Here is a 17,233-nt window from a genome sequence, read left to right as displayed (position 1 = left end):
GTCATGGCTGACTCGTTGCTCAACATCACCCGCCAGGAACTGCTGGAATTCGTCGGCCTCAACGAGACCGTGGTGCGCGCCCAGGGCACCCGTATCGAAACCGCCAGTGGCCAGACCCTGATCGACTTCGTCGGCCAGTTCGGCGCGGTGCCCTTCGGTTATGGCGCGGCGCCTATTACCGAGGCGATCCACAGGTTTCTCGCCAGCGGCCAGGCCTCGCTGGTCCAACCGCTGATCAACCCCGGCGCCGAAGAGCTGGCGCGGCGCCTGATCGAGCTGGCGCCGGGTACGCACTCGAAAGTGACCTTCACCACCAGCGGCGCGGAGAGCGTCGAAGCGGCGATCAAACTGTGCCGCGCCGCGACCCAGCGCGAACTGGTGATCGGCACCCAGACCGGCTTTCACGGCAAGACCCAGGGCGCGGTGGGGGTCACCGGCAAGGCCATTTACCGCGAGCCGTTCCAGATCCGCGCCGACGGTTTCAGCCATGTGCCCTACGGCGACCTGGAGGCCCTCGAGGAATTGCTCAAGACCCGCCGCGCCGCGGCCTTTTTCGTCGAGGCGGTGCAGGGCGAGGCGGGCATGATTACCCCGCCGCCAGGCTACCTGCTGGCGGCGCAGAACCTCTGCCGCCAATACGGCACCTTGTTCGTGCTCGATGAAATCCAGACCGGCCTGGGCCGTACCGGCGAGCTGTTCGCCGCCACCGCCCACGGCCTGACGCCGGACGTGGTGCTGCTGGCCAAGGCCCTGGGCGGCGGCGTCGCGGCCATCGGCGCGTGCATCTACGGCGAGCAGTGCTGGAGCCGCGATTTCGACCGGCACCACAGCTCCACCTTCGCCGTGAACGGCTTCAGCGCCGCCATCGGCCTGGCTGTGCTCGACCAGCTCACGGCCAATGACGGCGCCCAGCTCAAGCATGCGGCGGAGCAGGGCGCCTACCTGTACGCCGGGCTGTCGCGGCTGGTGCAGGACTATCCCGAGGTGTTCCACAGCCTCGACGGCCGTGGCCTGATGCTCGGCCTGAAGTTTCGGCGTTGGAGCGGCGAGCGCTTGTACACGCTGTCGCTGGCCAGCGCTTTCGGCGCCCTGGTGCCGATCGTCTGCGGCTACCTGAAAAGCCGGCATGGCGTGTACTGCCTGCCGACCCTCACTGAGGGCAACGTGCTGCGCATCCAGCCGCCGCTGTGCATCGAGCGCGCCGACATCGACGTGCTGCTCGAGGGGCTCAAGGCGGTGGCGGAACGAGTGGTGCACAACCAGCAGCATCGCTTGATCCTCGAAGCCCACGGTTACGTCGGCCCGCGCGTGGTGCCGGGCCCCTGGGTCGTGCCCGGCAAACCGCGCAGCAGCGGGCGCTGCCTGGGGCGCTTCGCCTTCCTGTTGCACCCGACCACCGCCGAGAGCGTCAACGGCGACAGCGTGGTGGACGGCCTGGGGCTGTCGGCGGCGGAAAAAACCTTCATGCAGGGCTGGCTCGACGACTTCTCCGAATGGGCCAAGCCCGACCTCGACGCCGGGGTGTCCTATCACGCCCGGCGGGTCTACAACGATGCCGGCGACTACGTCGAAGGCTGGCTGGTCGGCAGCCTGCTGCAACCGCGCGACCTGATGCGCCTGAGCCTTGGCAAGCGGCGCAAGCTGCTGGGCAACTACCTGGACAGCGTCGCCGAGCTGGAGGTGGATTTCGTCGGGCTGGGGGCCTACACCTCGGTGATTTCCAATGCCGGCATGGATGTAATCAACCAGCGGTTCCACACCACCACCGGCAACAGCCTGACTGCCATGGTCGGCGTCGATGCGCTGCTGAGCACCTGCGCCAACCGCGGCGCGCCGCTGGCCAAGCGCCTGACCGGGGTGATTGGCGCCTACGGCTCCGTGGGCCGCCTGGCCAGCCTGCGCCTGGGGCGCTTCTGCGAGCACCTGGTGCTGCTCGGCAACGCGGCCAATCGTGGCGCCATGGATGAATTGCGGCTGGTCGCCGGCGAGCTGTATCGCGACGCCTTGCTGCAGATCCAGGGCGGCCACAACAGTGGCATCGCCAAGCCCCTGGTGCTGCTCCTGCCGAACCTGGCCAGCGTCGAGCAACTGCTGGACCGCGACCTTGGCGACGAGGAGCAATTGCGCGCGCTGTTCGACAGCGTCGATGCCCTGGCCCGCAGCAAGCCGCACGTGCAGCCGCCGCTGGTGATCACCGCCGACCTGGGCCACTGGCTGCCGCGCCTGGAAACCGTGCTCTCGGCGACCTCCAACGGCTCGGCCTTTATCGACCCGCTGGTGCTGCATCAGAACGCGATCATCTGCGACTGCGCGCAGCCGCCGGACATCGGCCACGTGACCCTGGCGCTGCGCCCGGACGTGACGGTGATCGAAGGCGGCCTGATCCATCTGCCCGATCGCAGCCAGCGTTTCGGCCAGCAGAACCTTACCGGTCTGCCCACCGGCGTGACCTTCAGTTGCCTGGCCGAAACCATGGTCCTGACCATGGCCGGTTTGCAGCGCGACTACAGCATCGGCAAGCGTCCCCCGCTGGAGGATGCCGAAGCGATCTTCGACCTGGCCCGAGCCTTCGGTTTCGCCCCCGCGGTGGAGCAGTTGATCGAAAAAGCCGGTTAACCCTGACAACGAGAAAGGAGTCCACACCATGTCGATGCACAACGCCCGCAAGGCTGCCGAGAAGTATTTGCCGGGCCTGCTCGCCGCCCTCCGGGAGCGCGGCCTGACGGCCCTGGAACAAGCCGACCCGGCGGTGCTCTGCTCGCTGTTTCGCGACTACCGCGCCGCCGGCCTGATCATCCCCGAGACCTACGGCGGCCTCGGCGCCTCGCCGGAGGAAACCGTGGAGATCCTGCGGGCCATCGGCTCGCTGTGCCCGTCCCTGGCGGTGATGATGACCATGCATCACCACACCATCGCCACCATCGTGCAACTGGGCGGGTTGATCCCGGCGGCGGAAGAACTGCTGTGGGGCATCACTCAGAACCAACTGCTGATCGCCTCGGCCTTCGCCGAGGGCAAGCCGGGTTCGGAGATTTTCAACCGCAGCGTCAAGGCGCGGCCGGTGGAGGGCGGTTTTGTCCTCGACGGCAGCAAGAAGCCCTGCACCATGAGCCACCACATGGACGTGATCGTGGTCGGCGTCGCCTGCGAGCAGGACAACGGCAGCGTCAGCCAGGGCTTCGCCGTGGTCTTTGCCGACGGCAGCGCGGTCACCCGTGAACCTTTCTGGAACGCCACGGTACTGCGCGCCACCGATAGCAACGAATTGGTGTTCAACGGCGTGTTCGTGCCCTGTGAGCGCATGCTGCTGGCCGACGGCGCCGACAGCGAAGAAGTGGCCGCCACCGCCATGGAAACCTCGCTCAACGGCCTGAGCTGGTTCCAGCTGATGGTCGGCGGCAGCTACCTGGGCGTGGCCTCGGCCCTGGTCGACCGGTTGCTGCGCAAGCCTTTCGCCGACCCCGCGCAACTGGCCCTGCTGTGCATTGAACTTGAGGGCGCGCACCAGGCACTGCTCGGTACTGCCGGCGAGTTGCAGGCGCAGCAGGACGCACCGATGAACACCTACCACAAGGCGCTGTGCACGCGCTTTGTGGTGCAGGCGGCGATCGAGCGTTCGACCAACCTCAGCGTCGAGCTGTTGGGCGGCATGGCCTTTATCGCCTCCGACGAAGTGGCCTATCTGCTGGCGGCCTCCCGGGCGATCTGCTTCCACCCGATTTCCCGCAGCGCCGCCACGCCGTTGCTGGCGCAGTTCCTGCGCGAGTCCTACAGCGCCTGATTCGCCTGCTACCGCAGCCGGAGCAGTGGCGCCCTTGGCGTCGCTCCGGCCTCGGCAACATGCCTAACGGAGTAGAAGCATGAGTAGCGATTTTCTTTATCCGCCACGCCCGGCCAATGTCGGTCGCGGGTTTCACTACCTGGCCGTTCCGCTGTTCAGTCTGCTGCTGGTGTTCAACACCGCGGCCATCGTTGTGATTCTGGCCCTGTCATGCACCTTGCAGGCCGGGCGCCGGTTGTTGTCGTGGCTGCCGGGAATGAAGGCGCTGGGGCGCTGGCTGGTGGCGAGCTATCACCGGCTGCTGCAGCCACTGGCCGAGCGGCTGCTCAAGGACCCGCGGGACGAGCCGATCCTGGCCGCCGCCATCAGCCTGGGCCTGACCGCCGGGCCGGTGTTCATGGCCCAGCTGTGGCTCAAGGAGATTTCCTGGCTGCTGGTGCTGCTGTTCTACGCCTTCGTCTACGGCCCGAACATTCGCGGCTTCGTGCGCTCGTTCAGCGCCATGCATCAGGAAGGCCATGTGCCCGGCGGCATCTTCAAGCGTTCGAGCCTGCTCGATCGCTGGGTCGGCAATTCCTTCCTGTACATGTTCTTCGCCATTCCCATGGGCCTGATTCCCCATGCCGCGGCGCACCTGCAGCAGCATCACCGGGAGAACGCCGGGCCGCTGGATGTCTACGCCACCGCGCGCTACGACCATGCCAGCGCCTGGGATTTCGCCGTGTATATGGTGCGCGAGGTGATGTACCAGCAGTTCATGGTTTCGCCCTGGCTGTACTTCAAGAGCAAACACAAGCGCAGCCAGGCCCGGGCCATGGTCATGGGCAACCTGGTGCATGTCGGGCTGTTCGTCGCGCTGGCGATCTACAGCCTGCCGATCGCCGTGCTCTACATGCTGGTGCCCTGGTGCGCGAGCAACTTCCTGATGGGTGTTATCCACTGGAGCCAGCACGCCTTCTACGGTGGCCAGGAAGACCCGAAAGACTGGATGTACAACACCGTGACGCTGCTGGAAACACCGGTGAATATCCTCAACGAGGGTTACCACGCCTGTCACCATCACTGGTCCGTCGGCCACTGGTCCGAGAGCCCGGCGCTGTTCGAACGGCTCAAACCGGAGCTGGCGGCCGCGGGCTCCATGGTGTTTCGCGACCTCAGCGTGTTCGAGCTGTTCGTGCTGCTGATGCTGCGCCGCTTCGATGTGCTGGCGGACAAACTGGACTGGTGGGAGCCGCTGGACCATGAGGAAAAAGTCCGCCTGCTGCAATACCGCGTGCAGCCGGCGCCCATCGCTGCCCATGAGCACGCTCACCAACGGCGCCTCGCCGCGCCGCGCCAAGCCCACGAACCCACCTCCGCGCACAGCGCCCTGGGCCAGCCATGAACCGTCCCCTGACTTTGAAAGTCGCCGCCATCGAACGGGAAACCGACGATGCGGTGACCATCCACCTCAAGCAGCCGCTGCTGCGCAAAGTCCGCTACAGCGCCGGGCAGTACCTGACCCTGGAGGTCGACGTCGACGGCGCCAAGGGCTGCCGGGCCTATTCCATCAGCAGCACGCCGGGCCTGGACAAGACCCTGTCGATCACCGTCAAGCGCGTGGCCGGCGGCAAGGTTTCCAACCGCCTGGTGCAGGAACTGAGCGCCGGCGATGCGGTGCAGACCCTCGGCACCCACGGCCGCTTCACCTTCGCCCCGCAGCCGGGCCGGGGGCGACACCTGGTGCTGCTGGCGGCGGGCAGCGGGATCACGCCGATCTTCTCGATTCTCAAGTCGGCGCTGCATTTCGAGCCGGACGCGCAGGTGTCGCTGATCTACGGCAACCGCAATCAGGAGTCGGTGATCTTCCGCGACAAGCTCGACCAGCTGCGCCAGACCTTCGGCGAGCGCTTGCAGCTGGTGCACGTGCTGTCGCGGCCGGACACCCCGGGGGCCCACGAAGGGCGCCTGACCCGGCAGCGGGTGATGGACATTCTCGGCGCGCTGCCCGGCCCGCAAGCCCGCGAATACTACAGTTGTGGCCCCAGCGGCATGATGGACGAGGTGACCGCCGCCCTAGAGGCCCTGGGCATCGCCCCGGAGCGCGTGCACCAGGAACGTTTCACCTCGGCCAAGGCACCGGTGGCCAGCGGCGATACGGAAAAGCGCGTGGAACTGCTGATGCAGGGCCAGGCATTCAATTTCACGGTCGCGCCGGGCCAGACCCTGCTCGACGCCGCCCTGGCCAGCGGCGTGCAGCCGCCGTTCTCCTGCCGCAGCGGCTTCTGCACCGCCTGCGTCTGCACCCGGCTGGCGGGGCAGGTGCGCATGCGCGAGGACCATGGGCTGTCGGCCGACGAACTGAACCGAGGCCAGGCACTGTTGTGCGTGGGCTATCCATTGACGGACGACGTGCGCCTGCAAGTCGATTAGCGATACAGACAGAGGAAGTCAATTCATGAGTCATTCAACCCACCACGCCGCCGAGGACGAACTGCGGCTGGCCAAGCGCGCCGAACTGCGGGTCGACCGCGAACGCCAGGCCGAGCTGCAGGCACTGATGCAGCCGCAGCCGCTGAAGTTCGCGCTCTGGTCGTTGCTGCACGTGCTGGTCTGGTGCGCGGCGGCGCTGTACATCCTGCTCGGCGACAACCCCTGGGGCCTGGCGCTGGCGGTGCTGGTGCTGGGCAACCAGCTGCATGCCTTCACCGTGCTGCAGCACGATTGCGGGCATGCCAGCGGCTTTCGTTCGGCGGCGCTGAACCTGTGGGTCGGGCGCTTCATGGCCTGGTTCATCGTGTTCCCGTTTTCCTCGTTCACCGAGTGCCACAAATACCATCACCGCTACCTGGGCGACCCGGACAAGGACCCCGACGACTGGAACTACACCGGCGGGGTGAAGTGGATGTTCCTGCGCATCGCCGTGTTCGTGCCGCGCTTCATCTACTTTTCCCTGGTGCGCTACGGCAAGGCGGTGCGCAACCGGGTGCTGCGCGAGCTGGCGTTCAACCTGCTGTCGATGGCGGCAATTGGTGCCTGGTGCTATAGCCAGGGGCTGATGCTGCAATTCGTGCTGGTCTTCATCGCGCCGCTGCTGTTGCTGGCGCTGGTGATCAACCCGATTTCCCGGGGCTACGAGCACTTTCCCATGGCCACCCTGGACGTCGACGACCCGCAGCGCCTGGACCTGGCAAAAAACACCGTGACCGTCAGCGACCGGCTGATCGGCCTGCTGTGGGCGAATATCAACTACCACGTCGAGCATCACATCTACCCGGGGGTGCCTTTCGTCAATTTGCCGCGGCTGGCCGCACTGCTCGACAACAAGCCCTACCTGCGCGACCGCTGGCTGCTGGCGCGGATGTTCGCGCGACGTCCGGTAACAACTTCCGCCGAACCTCGGCGAGCGGCGTGAGCTACATTTACAGCGCCCGAAGGAGCGCCACCCACCGAGGACTCACGGATGACCTGTATCTTCTGCCAGATCGCAGCCGGCCAATTGCCTTGCGCCATGGTCTATCGCGATACCCACTGCATGGCTTTCATGGACGTTCACCCGCTGGGGCAGGGCCATGTGCTGCTGATCCCGCTGGCCCATGTGGAAAAACTCGAGCAACTGTCCACGGTCATTCGCCAGCACCTGTACCAGGTGTTCGACACCTTGCTCGCCGCCCAGCGGCGCGCCGGTTTCGGGGTGGAAGGCACACACCTGATCGTCAACGACGGCAAGGCCACCAACCAGCACATCCCCCATGCCCATATGCACCTGGTGCCGCGGCAAAGGGGCGACGGGCTGGGCTTCGGCCTGCGCATGTTCATGCATTTCACCGGTGTGTTCGGCCGTCGCACGCCCTTGGAAACCCTGCGCCGCCAGGCTTTGGTGATCGCCGCCGAGCTCGATCCGCAGGCGCTGGAAAACCTGGCGCACCGGACCAGCAGGCTGCACGCCGAGTCGACCGCCTAGCCGTCGAACCATCGGGTCGCCGAGCGGCCGGCCCTCGATCCACAGAGGTTTAAAATAAACGGTGCATGCGCTGCGGACGGTCACGCCCGGCGTTTGTGCCGTCAGGAGCCAGCAACATGAGTGCGCTACTTCAGGAGCAGGCCGACCCCGAGCGGGTCTATCGGGTGGTGATTATCGGTGTCGGGTTTTCCGGCATCGGCATGGCGATCAACCTGCGCCAGCGCGGCGAGCGGGACTTTGTGATCCTCGAACAGGAAGCCGGCGTCGGCGGCACCTGGTGGGTCAACCAATACCCCGGGTGTGCCTGCGATATCCCGTCCCATCTCTATTCGTTTTCCTTCGAGCCCAACCCCGGCTGGTCGCGACGTTTTTCGCCGCAACCGGAGATCCGCGATTACCTGCGGCACTGCGCCGATAAATACCAGGTGCTGCAACACTGCTGTTTCAACACCGCGGTCACCGGCCTGCGCTGGCTGGAAGAGCGCGCCCTGTGGCAGGTGACGGATGCCCGCGGCGGCGTGCGGTTTGCCCAGGTGGTGGTGGCCGGCACCGGAGCCTTGTCGACCGCGGATTATCCGCGGCTACCGGGGCTGGAACGCTTCAAGGGCCGGGTCTTTCATTCCCAGCACTGGGACCACGAGTACGCCCTGGCCGGCAAGCGGGTCGGGGTGATCGGCACCGGCGCCTCGGCGATCCAGTTCGTGCCGCAGATCCAGCCGCAGGTGGCCAGCCTGGCGGTATTCCAGCGCACGCCGCCGTGGATCATCCCCAAGCCGGACCGGGCGTTTTCCGCCACCGCCCAGCGGGTGCTGCGGCGCTTTCCCGCGGTGCAGCGGTTGTTGCGCGGGCTGATCTACACCGCCCATGAAACCCGGGTGTTGGGCTTTGTGTTCAACCCAAAGCTCATGGCCCTGCACAAATGGCTGGCGCTCAACCTGCTGCGGCGCCAGGTCAAGGACCCGGAGCTGCGCCGGCGCCTGACCCCGGACTACGCCATCGGCTGCAAGCGCATCCTGCTGTCCAACGATTACTATCCGGCCCTGGCCCAGGCCAATACCCGGCTGGTCACCAGCGGCATCCGTGAAGTCACCGAGGACGCACTGGTCACCGTCGACGGCCAGCGCCATGTGCTGGATGCGCTGATCTTCGGTACTGGCTTCAAGGCGCGCACGCCGTTCCCGGCGGGAATGATCCTCGGGCGCGGCGGGGTGGATATCGTCGACACCTGGCAGCAGGGCAGCGAAGCCTACAAGGGCACCGCCGTCAGTGGCTTTCCCAACCTGTTTCTGCTGATGGGGCCCAACACCGGGCTGGGGCACAACTCCATCGTCTACATGATCGAGTCGCAGATCGCCTACATCCTCGGTGCCCTGGACACCCTGCAACGCCTGGGCGTGACCAGCGTCGATGTCGACCCGCAGGCCCAGGCGCGCTTCAACCAGCGCTTGCGCCACCGGCTGCGTGGCGCGGTGTGGAGCGTCGGCAGTTGCCAGAGCTGGTACATGGACCCGGCGAGCGGGCGCAACGTCGCCCTGTGGCCGGGGTTCAGCTGGCAGTTCCGCCAGCAGACCCGTTATTTCGATGCCGAGGCCTATCGCCTGACGCACACCCAAGGAGTGAAACCATGAGCCATCCAGGCAAGAGCGTGTTTGTGTTCGGCCTGTACATGTTGTTGCTGGGCATCGCGCTGGTGCTGGCGCCCAACCTGGTGCTGCCGTTGTTCGGCTTCGCCCTGACCGACGAGGTGTGGATCCGCGTGATGGGCCAGCTGGTGCTGTACCTGGGGATCTATTACGTGTGGGCCGGTTACACCGAACGGCGCGAGTTCATGGCCATGACCGTGCCGATCCGCCTGTCGGTGCCAGTGTTCTTTGCCGCTTTCGCCGCCGCCGGGCTGGTATCGCCGGTGCTGTTGCTGCTGGCCTTGCCGGACCTGTGCGGCGCGCTGTGGACCTGGCGCGCGCTGAAGGCAACGACAGCCTCCGGCCAGCCACTGGGTAGTGCCTGAAGGCAACCGGGCAGGCAAACAGGATCAGGGCCGCAAGCCGGGCCTGGGGGAATGGCGCAGCCAATGCTGGCCAAGGGGGAGGGGGACAAGCCGGGAGGGAATAAGCGGAACTGGCTACGTCCGTGTAGCCAGTTCCAAAGGGGCGGTACTGCGCATTGTTCATGGAGCTCCCGAGCAAAGTCGCAGTGAGCCAGGCGGGATATCTCGATTCATATCCACCACGGGTTTTTCATCGACCTCAAACCCGCTGCCTGGAAACCTGGTGCAGCGGTTACTTGAGGGTCACATCGAGCATCGGCGGGATGTAGCCGTAGTCGTACTCGGCGACCACGAACGTCTGCTGGCCCTTTATCTTCATGCCCACCGTCGGCGCCTCGGTGCCGCCGATACGAATCTGCGTGCCGGTTTCATCGGTCGGTACGCTGTCGATAAAGGAGGTCACCAGGCCGTTGGGCATCACGTAGTGCGAGTAGGTCTGGAACGGTTGGGAAGACGGGTTGCCCAGTACCAGCCCGGAACCGTTCAACGGCACGTAGGGGCCGAACAGCGAGTCCGCGACAAAGCCGTACACCCCGTCCGGCCCGGTCACGCCGTCGGCATAGGTGAAGGTGTGGCTGATGGTGAACAGGTAGTACTTGCCGTCCTGGAACACAAAGTGCGGGCGTTCGGTCTGATCGTTGACCCCCACGGCAGTCAGCAGCGGCGGCAGCATTTCCCAGTCGTCGCCGTCTTCGTCACGGGCCACGGCAATGCCGACACAGGCGGTCTGGAAGCGCGAGTTGCCGACATCTTCATAACCTGGCGGCACGTCGCCGATTTCCGCTTCGCCCACTTTGTGCGAGCCGCGCTCGCCGGCCACGTTGCCCTCGAACAGCATGTACAGCTTGCCGTCGTTCGGGTCGCGGAACGGCCATGGATCGCGGAAGCCCCAGAAAGCGTTCTGCGCTTCGGTCTGGTACATCTTGCCGTCGGCCTCGAACAGCGGCTTGACCTTCTCGAAGCCGACCAGGCTGACGCCATGCTCGGTGGTCACCACGCGGCCACGCACTTTGACGATGGTCGCGCCCGGTGTGACGGCGGTGTAGTAGAGGTCCACATCGCCTTGCTCGTTCAGCAGGATCGGTGTGCCGGCCCATTCGCGGACCGTTGGCGAAACCCCTTCAGCCATTACCCGGCCGCCGAGTTCCCAGTCCTTGCCGGTGCGGGAAAACCAGTAGTACATCTTTGCCCGGCCATGGCGATCGTTCCAGTCGCGGGTGATGTCGTAGTTGCCGTTTTCGTCGAGGTATTGCGGGTCGTTCGGATGACGATCCGCCGTCAGGGTGAAGATCACCGACCAGCCGTCGACCGAAGTCACGTTACCGTCCATGTCGCGTAGCGGCATGGTGTCCCAGATAAAGACCTCGTTGCTCAGTACCGGGAAATCCGCACTGACCAGTGGCTGGGTGGTGGTGGGATCGTCCGCCCGGACTTTCAGCGCATCGGCGCGAGTCCAGAGGCTGGGCTGGTGGGGTGTTTTGCCAAATTTTTCGGTGTTGCTTTTCATAGGTAAAGACCTCGTCCATGAATGGATTCGAATAACTGTTGGATAGAAATACTGTATGTGCATACAGCGAATTCACGATATGCGAGTCGATTTTTACGGTCAAGAATAAATTTGCATTTATGCATATTTGTGGTTTTTGCTGAAGCTGATACGTTTCAGCTTATGGTGTTCGGCGAAGTTTATTGTTGGCCTGATCAGCGACGATGGCTGCAAGATCCGCGCTTGCAACCGTTGGTCGGTCGAGGGCGAGCAAAAGGGCGGGGGCTGAAAAAAACGCGGTCGAGCCTGGGCGGATCGGTCAATGCCGCTGAGCGGCGCGAACATTGTCGCGGTCATGGCGCGGCCGTAGCCTGGGCTTCGTCGCCTGGAAACGCTCAGCAGAGGGGTAGCTCAATGAAAGGTGCAATCGACGCATGGGCCCAGCCGGCCAATGGCCGGGCGCGGCAGTTGCTGCCGGAAGTGGCGCGGCTGTTCGAGAAATCCGGTTCGGCGCATTTGCTGGACCAGCCGCTGAGCATCGAGCAGACCGTCGAGCTGATGGACCAGGCCGGCGTCGAGAAGCTGATGCTGGCGGCCTGGTGCCGGCCAGAGCGCTGGGTGTTCAGCAATGATGAAATCGCCGCCTATACCCGGGCTTATCCTGAGCGTTTTGTCGGCGTGGCCACGGTGGACCTGAGCCGGCCGATGGCGGCGCTGGCCGAGCTGGAGCGGGCAGTGGGCGAACTGGGCTGCAAGGCCCTGCGCATTGTGCCCTGGCTGTGGAAGCTGCCGCCCAACCACCGGCTGTATTACCCGCTGTATGCCAAATGCGTGGAGCTGGACATTCCCTTCTGCACCCAAGTCGGCCACACCGGGCCGCTGATGCCTTCGGAAACCGGGCGGCCGGTGCCTTATCTGGATGAGGTGGCGCTGGATTTCCCGGAACTGCGCATCGTCGCCGGGCACATCGGCCACCCCTGGACCGACGAAATGATCGGCCTGGCCTGGAAGCACGACAATATCTACATCGATACCTCGGCCTACCTGCCGGCCTATTACCCGCCGCAGCTGCTGCATTTCATGCGTAGCTACGGGCAGGACAAGGTGCTGTTCGGCAGCAACTTCCCGCAGCTGCCGTTCGCCAAATGCATGCAGCAGGTCCAGGCCCTGGAGCTGCCGGAGCCGGTGCGGGACAAGTTCCTGCAGGGTAATGCGCGGCGGGTATTCGGTTTGTAGCGCGGTGCCTCAGGCGTGGTCCTGGTAGCGGCGCCGGCTGAAAAACAGCGAGCTGCCCATGGTCACCAGCGCCACGGCAATCAGCCCGGCATCGATCTCGCCGAGCATGGGCGGCAGGAACAGTATCCACAGCAGCCCGGCCAGACCCAGGGCCACGCCGGTCCATTTCCGTAGCGGGTAAGGCTTCATCCAGTAGTACAGCGGCGTCAGCAGCAGGTAGGCCAGCACAAAGGGAATGTACTGCTTCATGAGTCTTGCTCGCCGTGGCCGAAGGTTCCTGGGCTGGCGGCCGTGGGGCGCTCTCTGTAGCTGGGGCACGTCATGTTGCGCTTCCTTGTCGATGGCATGAGGCGCGCCAGTGTCCATGGCGAGCGGCTTTTGTGCAAATGTGCGGTGTCATGCCAACCGCGCCAGGCAGTCCTCGAGAATATCCAGCCCTTCTTCCAGCACCTGCGGCTCAATGGTCAGTGGCGCCAGCAGGCGGATGATGTGCCGCGACTTGCCGCTGGGCATCAGCAGCAGGCCGGCGTCCCGCGCGGCGCTGAGCAACGCGCCCAGTTGCTCCGGGGCCGGCGAGCCGTCGGCCTTGACCAGTTCGATACCACGCATGGCGCCGACCCCGGTCAAGCGGCCCAGGTAGGGCGTCAGGCGCTCGGCCCGCCAGCGCTGGTAGCGGCTGACGATGGCCTGTTCCTGGCGCTCGCCCCAGGTTTGCAGGTTGTGGTCGTTCATGACGTCCAGGGTTGCCAGGGCCGCCGCGCAGGCGATGGGGTTGCCGGAATAGGTACCGCCCAGGCCGCCCTTGGGTAGGTTGTCCAGCAGTGCCTTGCGCCCGAGCACCGCGCCTAGCGGCACACCGCCGCCGATGCTTTTGCCCAGCAAGACCAGGTCCGGCTCGATCCCCAGGCGGGAGAAGGCGAAGCGCTGGCCGGTGCGGCCGAAGCCGGACTGGATTTCATCGGCGATCAGCAGGATGCCTTGTTCATCGCAGAAGCGTCGCAAGGCACGGGCGAACTCGACGTCCAGGGCCAGGAAACCGGCCTCGCCCTGCACCGGCTCGACGATGAAGCAGGCCACCTCGGCGACGTCGATCTCCACGCTGAACAGCCGGTCCATGGCCTTCAGCGCCTCCTCGCAAGTCACGCCGTTGTCCGCGCTCGGGTAGGGCAGGTGATACACCGGGCCGGGTAGCACGCCGATCTTCTGCTTGTAGGGCGCGACCTTGCCATTGAGGTTGAGGGTGGCCAGGGTGCGGCCATGGAAGCCGCCGTCGAAGGCGATCACCGCCGTACGCCCGGTGGCGCCCCGCACGATCTTCAAGGCGTTCTCCGCCGCTTCCGCGCCACTGTTGGTGAGCATGCCGCTGACCGGGTAACTCAAGGGCATGAAACGCGCCAGCCGTTCCATGAACTCGACATAGGGCCCATGGGGCGCCGCGTTGAATGCGTAGTGGGTCAGCCGGGTGGCCTGCTGCTGAATCGCCGCGACTATCTGCGGGTGACAGTGCCCCAGGTTGAGCACGCCGATACCGCCGACGAAATCGATGTAGCGCTTGCCGCTGTCGTCCCAGGCTTCGGCGTTCCTGCCGTGGCTCAGGCGAATGGGATGAACGATGGAAATCGACTGGCTGATGCTTTCGCTGCTCATGGGCTAAGGGCTCTGGCTACCTGGAACATGGCGGCTATCTAAGCCAAGGGCGGGGCTGGGTCGCAAACGAAATAAAGTGCGTGGGTCAGTATGAAAATTCCGGATGTTGGATTGGGGGACGGTCGAGAAGGTGTTGAGAGCGAGTTGTTTGAACTGGCTGAGATGGGGAGAGACTGCCTACACGGCAGTGAAGATGGATGCACAGCACAGCTTCGATGCTGAACATACTTTTCGGGCCAGCAGCCGATATGCGACCTGTCACCAACTGCTGTATCGCTTGTCGGGAATGTAGGGATATACCTTTGACATATCCATGCTGCTCGATAGACTGGATATACATCAAGCATATCCCGGAGGTGGGCTTATGGAACAAGGGTCAGTATTCAAAAGTAACCGTAGCCAGGCGATTCGAGTGCCCAAGGCAGTCGCTCTCCCTGACGATGTAACGCGGGTGGATATCGTTGCGGTAGGGCGTACCCGAATCATTACCCCGGCAGGGGAAGCCTGGGACAGCTGGTTCGAGGGCGAGTCGGTGAGCGCGGACTTCATGAGTGAGCGGGATCAGCCTGCGGAACAAGAGCGCGAGGCGTTCTGATGCTCAAGTACATGTTGGACACGAACATCTGTATTTTCACCATCAAGAACAAACCGGAGAAGGTTCGGGAGGCGTTCAATCGTCAGCACGGTCGGCTGTGCATCAGTTCGGTGACCTTGATGGAGCTGATTTATGGCGCAGAAAAATCAGCGGCTCCCGAGAGAAACCTGTCTGTCATAGAGGGGTTTGTGGCACGCCTTGAAGTACTCGCTTATGACTACGAGGCCGCTATTCACAGTGGCCAGTTGCGTGCCGAATTGGCCAGGGCAGGTACGCCAATAGGTCCTTATGATCAACTGATTGCTGGCCATGCCAGGTCTCAGGGATTGGTATTGGTGACCAACAATGTGCGCGAGTTTGAGCGAGTGCCAGGGCTGCGTATTGAAGATTGGCTCTAAGTACGGCTGCTTGTTGCGCAGGGCGGGTCAAGGCACTGATAGGGCGGCAAACCAGTATCAGTCTTCCTCCGGCGCCAACATCCGGGTTTTCGGCGCGCCATTGGCGTTGTGCTGGTAGATCTCCCGGGGCTGGCCGTTGTCGTTGAAGAACACCTGGCCGATGCCCGCCGAATTCCACAGCCGTTCGCCGGCCTCGCGATGTTCGGGGCTGTAGGGCACCACTCGCATCAGGCGGCGGCGGGTGAGCCAGTTCAGGGGCGAGCGTGGCGAATACAGCCAGCGATTGAGGCGGTCGAACCATTCCAGCAGGGCCGGCGGGAACTCGTTCTTGATGCCGCTGCTGGTGATCTGCCAGATCTTCGGGCCGCCCTTGCGGTGGCGGATCAGCACTTCATAGACGAAGGAGTAATGTACGTCGCCGGAAAGGATCACGTAGTTACCCGGCGTGCGCGAGTGGCGGAAGATATTCAGGATGACCTGGGCCGCGCCGCGGTGGGCCATCCAGTTTTCCGCGTCCACCAGCAGCGGGTGGCCGCACCAGCTGAAGACCTTCTGCACGGTTTCGATCAGCTTGACGCCGAACACCGGCGCCGGTGAAACGATGATTGCCGAAGGGTGGTCCAGCAGCTCATGTTGCAGCTCGCTCAGGGCCTCCCAGTCGAGCAGGCCCGAGGGCTGCGACAGGTTGAATTCGCTGCGCCAGCGCCTTGTGCGGGTATCGAGCACCACCAGCGCCGGGCTGGTGGGGAGGGTGTATTGCCACTGCTGGAAGCGCAGCAGTTCGTCGATCAAGGTGTCCTGGGTTGTGCTGTCCAGGTAGAGCGCATCGCCCTGGGCCTCGGCGCTCAGGGCGCGGGTGTGCTGCAGCGGCGTGGCGAAGGCGTCCGGGTTGTTGCCCCAGCCCTGGCACAGCATGTAGGCGATCAGCGCATTGCCGATGATGCGTTTGGAAAACGGGTGGCCGTAGGCGGTTTCTTCCCACTGGGCGCTGAGGTTCCAGTCGTCGGTGATGTCGTGGTCATCGAAGATCATCAGGCTCGGCAAGTGCGCAAATACCCGCGCCACGCCGCCCAGGCCCTTGGCGAAAGCCTCGATCCGCAGTTGTTCGCGCTGGTAGCGCTGCTGCTCCTTGGCATCGAGTTGCGGCGGTCGTGGATCGATCAGGCGCCAGGGCACCGGCGACCAGACCAGCAGGTACATGGCCATGACCTCGGCGAAGGTCACCAGGTGGTTGTCGGCGCTGCTGCTGGTGAAGATCGGCTTCTTCACCCCGCCGAAAAAGCGCTCGCGCAGGGTCTCGTTGCTCTTTAGCGCCGGCAACAGTTCGGCGCGTTTGTAATAGCTGGCGCGGTGTCGGTAAAGCGCGGCGCTGTCGCTCACCACCGCGCCCTCCAGATGTTCGCCGAACAGACCCAGGCGCTCGATCAGCGCATGAATCGCCCGCAGCATCGGCCCGGCCACATCGTCGGCGTACACCTGGTCGCCAGTCATCAGCAGCAGGGCGGGGCGCTGCTGCGGCTCTGGCGTTTCCGCCAGCAGGCGATCGACGCAGAGCAGCCCCTCGTCCGCTGAATGATGGGGCTTGCGGCACGAGCCATGGATCAACTGCTGGATGCGGCTGTGCAGCACAAAGTCCGCCTGCTGCTTTTGCCCATAAAGCAAATGCGGCGCCCACTCGGCGATCCCCGCATGTGTGCCGTCGGCGTTGGCGATCAGCAGGTCGTAGTCGATGCGCACATCACAGGGCAGGGCGCTGTCCAGCGGCAGGTCGATCAGGTGGATAAAGGCATGCTGCCCCACCGGGATCACCTGGCACTGCTCGGCCGTAAGCGGGTAGTCGCGAGTTTCCGCGCCGCTGCCTGCCTGCAACCGCAGCGTCAACTCCAGCCCCCGCGAGCCCACCAGCCACAGCACCAGCCGCGTGGGTTCCAGGCGGCGCAGCAGGGGGCCGGCGAGGACGCAGGGCAAGGTGGCGGTGGCAGCGATCGAGGAAGACGTTGGAGACACGCGAATTCAAAGCTCTTACGGCAGACAGAAGCGCCGATAGTACCGCAGCTGATGTCGAAGTTTTGTCAGCAAGTGCTCAGGTTGCCCAGGAAA

15 protein-coding genes are annotated in these 17,233 nt (G+C 64.5%); 11 read left to right on the top strand and 4 right to left on the bottom strand.

Going from position 1 to position 17,233, the window contains the following annotated elements; all coding sequences use genetic code 11:
- Window positions 1-3 precede the first annotated feature (3 nt).
- The 8 genes from BLV20_RS14475 (at window position 4) to BLV20_RS14440 (ending at window position 9,732) form a co-directional block, all read left to right on the top strand.
- The gene (locus BLV20_RS14475) at window positions 4-2,616 is read left to right on the top strand and encodes an aminotransferase class III-fold pyridoxal phosphate-dependent enzyme (RefSeq protein WP_092302535.1); all 2,613 of its coding nucleotides are present in this window, start codon (window positions 4-6) and stop codon (window positions 2,614-2,616) included.
- Window positions 2,617-2,644: 28 nt separating this feature from the next.
- Window positions 2,645-3,781, top strand: coding sequence for an acyl-CoA dehydrogenase family protein (locus BLV20_RS14470; protein WP_092302533.1), 1,137 nt, complete (start codon window positions 2,645-2,647; stop codon window positions 3,779-3,781).
- A 79-nt stretch (window positions 3,782-3,860) separates the two neighbouring features.
- Complete coding sequence (locus BLV20_RS14465; protein WP_092302531.1) at window positions 3,861-5,165, top strand: fatty acid desaturase; 1,305 nt, start codon at window positions 3,861-3,863, stop codon at window positions 5,163-5,165.
- The gene (locus BLV20_RS14460) at window positions 5,162-6,193 is read left to right on the top strand and encodes a ferredoxin--NADP reductase (protein WP_092302529.1); all 1,032 of its coding nucleotides are present in this window, start codon (window positions 5,162-5,164) and stop codon (window positions 6,191-6,193) included. Before BLV20_RS14465 ends, BLV20_RS14460 begins: the two co-directional genes overlap by 4 nt.
- A gap of 25 nt (window positions 6,194-6,218) precedes the next feature.
- Window positions 6,219-7,175, top strand: a complete 957-nt coding sequence (locus BLV20_RS14455; protein WP_092302527.1) for a fatty acid desaturase family protein — start codon at window positions 6,219-6,221, stop codon at window positions 7,173-7,175.
- A 48-nt stretch (window positions 7,176-7,223) separates the two neighbouring features.
- The gene (locus BLV20_RS14450) at window positions 7,224-7,724 is read left to right on the top strand and encodes an HIT family protein (protein WP_092302525.1); all 501 of its coding nucleotides are present in this window, start codon (window positions 7,224-7,226) and stop codon (window positions 7,722-7,724) included.
- 116 nt (window positions 7,725-7,840) lie between these two features.
- Window positions 7,841-9,352 carry a flavin-containing monooxygenase gene (locus BLV20_RS14445; protein ID WP_092302523.1) on the top strand — a complete coding sequence of 504 codons (1,512 nt, stop codon included), beginning with the start codon at window positions 7,841-7,843 and terminating at the stop codon, window positions 9,350-9,352.
- The gene (locus tag BLV20_RS14440) at window positions 9,349-9,732 is read left to right on the top strand and encodes a hypothetical protein (protein ID WP_092302521.1); all 384 of its coding nucleotides are present in this window, start codon (window positions 9,349-9,351) and stop codon (window positions 9,730-9,732) included. Before BLV20_RS14445 ends, BLV20_RS14440 begins: the two co-directional genes overlap by 4 nt.
- Before the next feature lie 271 nt (window positions 9,733-10,003).
- Here the strand turns inward: BLV20_RS14440 and BLV20_RS14435 are convergent, their stop codons facing one another.
- Window positions 10,004-11,278 carry a glycoside hydrolase family 68 protein gene (locus tag BLV20_RS14435; RefSeq protein ID WP_092302519.1) on the bottom strand — a complete coding sequence of 425 codons (1,275 nt, stop codon included), beginning with the start codon at window positions 11,276-11,278 and terminating at the stop codon, window positions 10,004-10,006.
- Window positions 11,279-11,671: 393 nt separating this feature from the next.
- Between BLV20_RS14435 and BLV20_RS14430 the strand changes: the two genes are divergently transcribed.
- On the top strand, window positions 11,672-12,493 hold the full coding sequence (locus tag BLV20_RS14430) for an amidohydrolase family protein (protein WP_092302517.1): 822 nt from the start codon (window positions 11,672-11,674) through the stop codon (window positions 12,491-12,493).
- A 9-nt stretch (window positions 12,494-12,502) separates the two neighbouring features.
- On the opposite strand, the gene BLV20_RS14425 is transcribed toward BLV20_RS14430, so the two are convergent.
- Both BLV20_RS14425 and BLV20_RS14420 read right to left on the bottom strand, forming a co-directional pair.
- A complete protein-coding gene (locus BLV20_RS14425) occupies window positions 12,503-12,742 on the bottom strand; it encodes a hypothetical protein (RefSeq protein WP_092302515.1) in 240 nt (79 codons plus the stop codon).
- A 147-nt stretch (window positions 12,743-12,889) separates the two neighbouring features.
- Window positions 12,890-14,140, bottom strand: coding sequence for a 2-aminoadipate transaminase (locus BLV20_RS14420; RefSeq protein ID WP_092302513.1), 1,251 nt, complete (start codon window positions 14,138-14,140; stop codon window positions 12,890-12,892).
- Window positions 14,141-14,504: 364 nt separating this feature from the next.
- Between BLV20_RS14420 and vapB the strand changes: the two genes are divergently transcribed.
- Both vapB and vapC read left to right on the top strand, forming a co-directional pair.
- Window positions 14,505-14,735: a type II toxin-antitoxin system VapB family antitoxin gene (vapB, locus tag BLV20_RS14415; protein ID WP_092302511.1), complete on the top strand. Its 231-nt coding sequence runs from the start codon at window positions 14,505-14,507 to the stop codon at window positions 14,733-14,735.
- The gene (gene vapC, locus BLV20_RS14410; RefSeq protein WP_092302509.1) at window positions 14,735-15,133 is read left to right on the top strand and encodes a type II toxin-antitoxin system tRNA(fMet)-specific endonuclease VapC; all 399 of its coding nucleotides are present in this window, start codon (window positions 14,735-14,737) and stop codon (window positions 15,131-15,133) included. The genes vapB and vapC overlap by 1 nt, the downstream gene beginning before the upstream one ends.
- 57 nt (window positions 15,134-15,190) lie before the next feature.
- Here the strand turns inward: vapC and BLV20_RS14405 are convergent, their stop codons facing one another.
- Complete coding sequence (locus BLV20_RS14405; protein WP_092302507.1) at window positions 15,191-17,140, bottom strand: alkaline phosphatase D family protein; 1,950 nt, start codon at window positions 17,138-17,140, stop codon at window positions 15,191-15,193.
- Window positions 17,141-17,233: the final 93 nt, after the last annotated feature.

It is taken from the genome of Pseudomonas sp. NFIX28, from assembly GCF_900107395.1.
Classification (GTDB): Bacteria; Pseudomonadota; Gammaproteobacteria; order Pseudomonadales; family Pseudomonadaceae; genus Aquipseudomonas.
The sequence above is the reverse complement of the archived record's forward strand: the minus strand, read 5'-3'. Positions and strand labels throughout refer to the sequence as shown.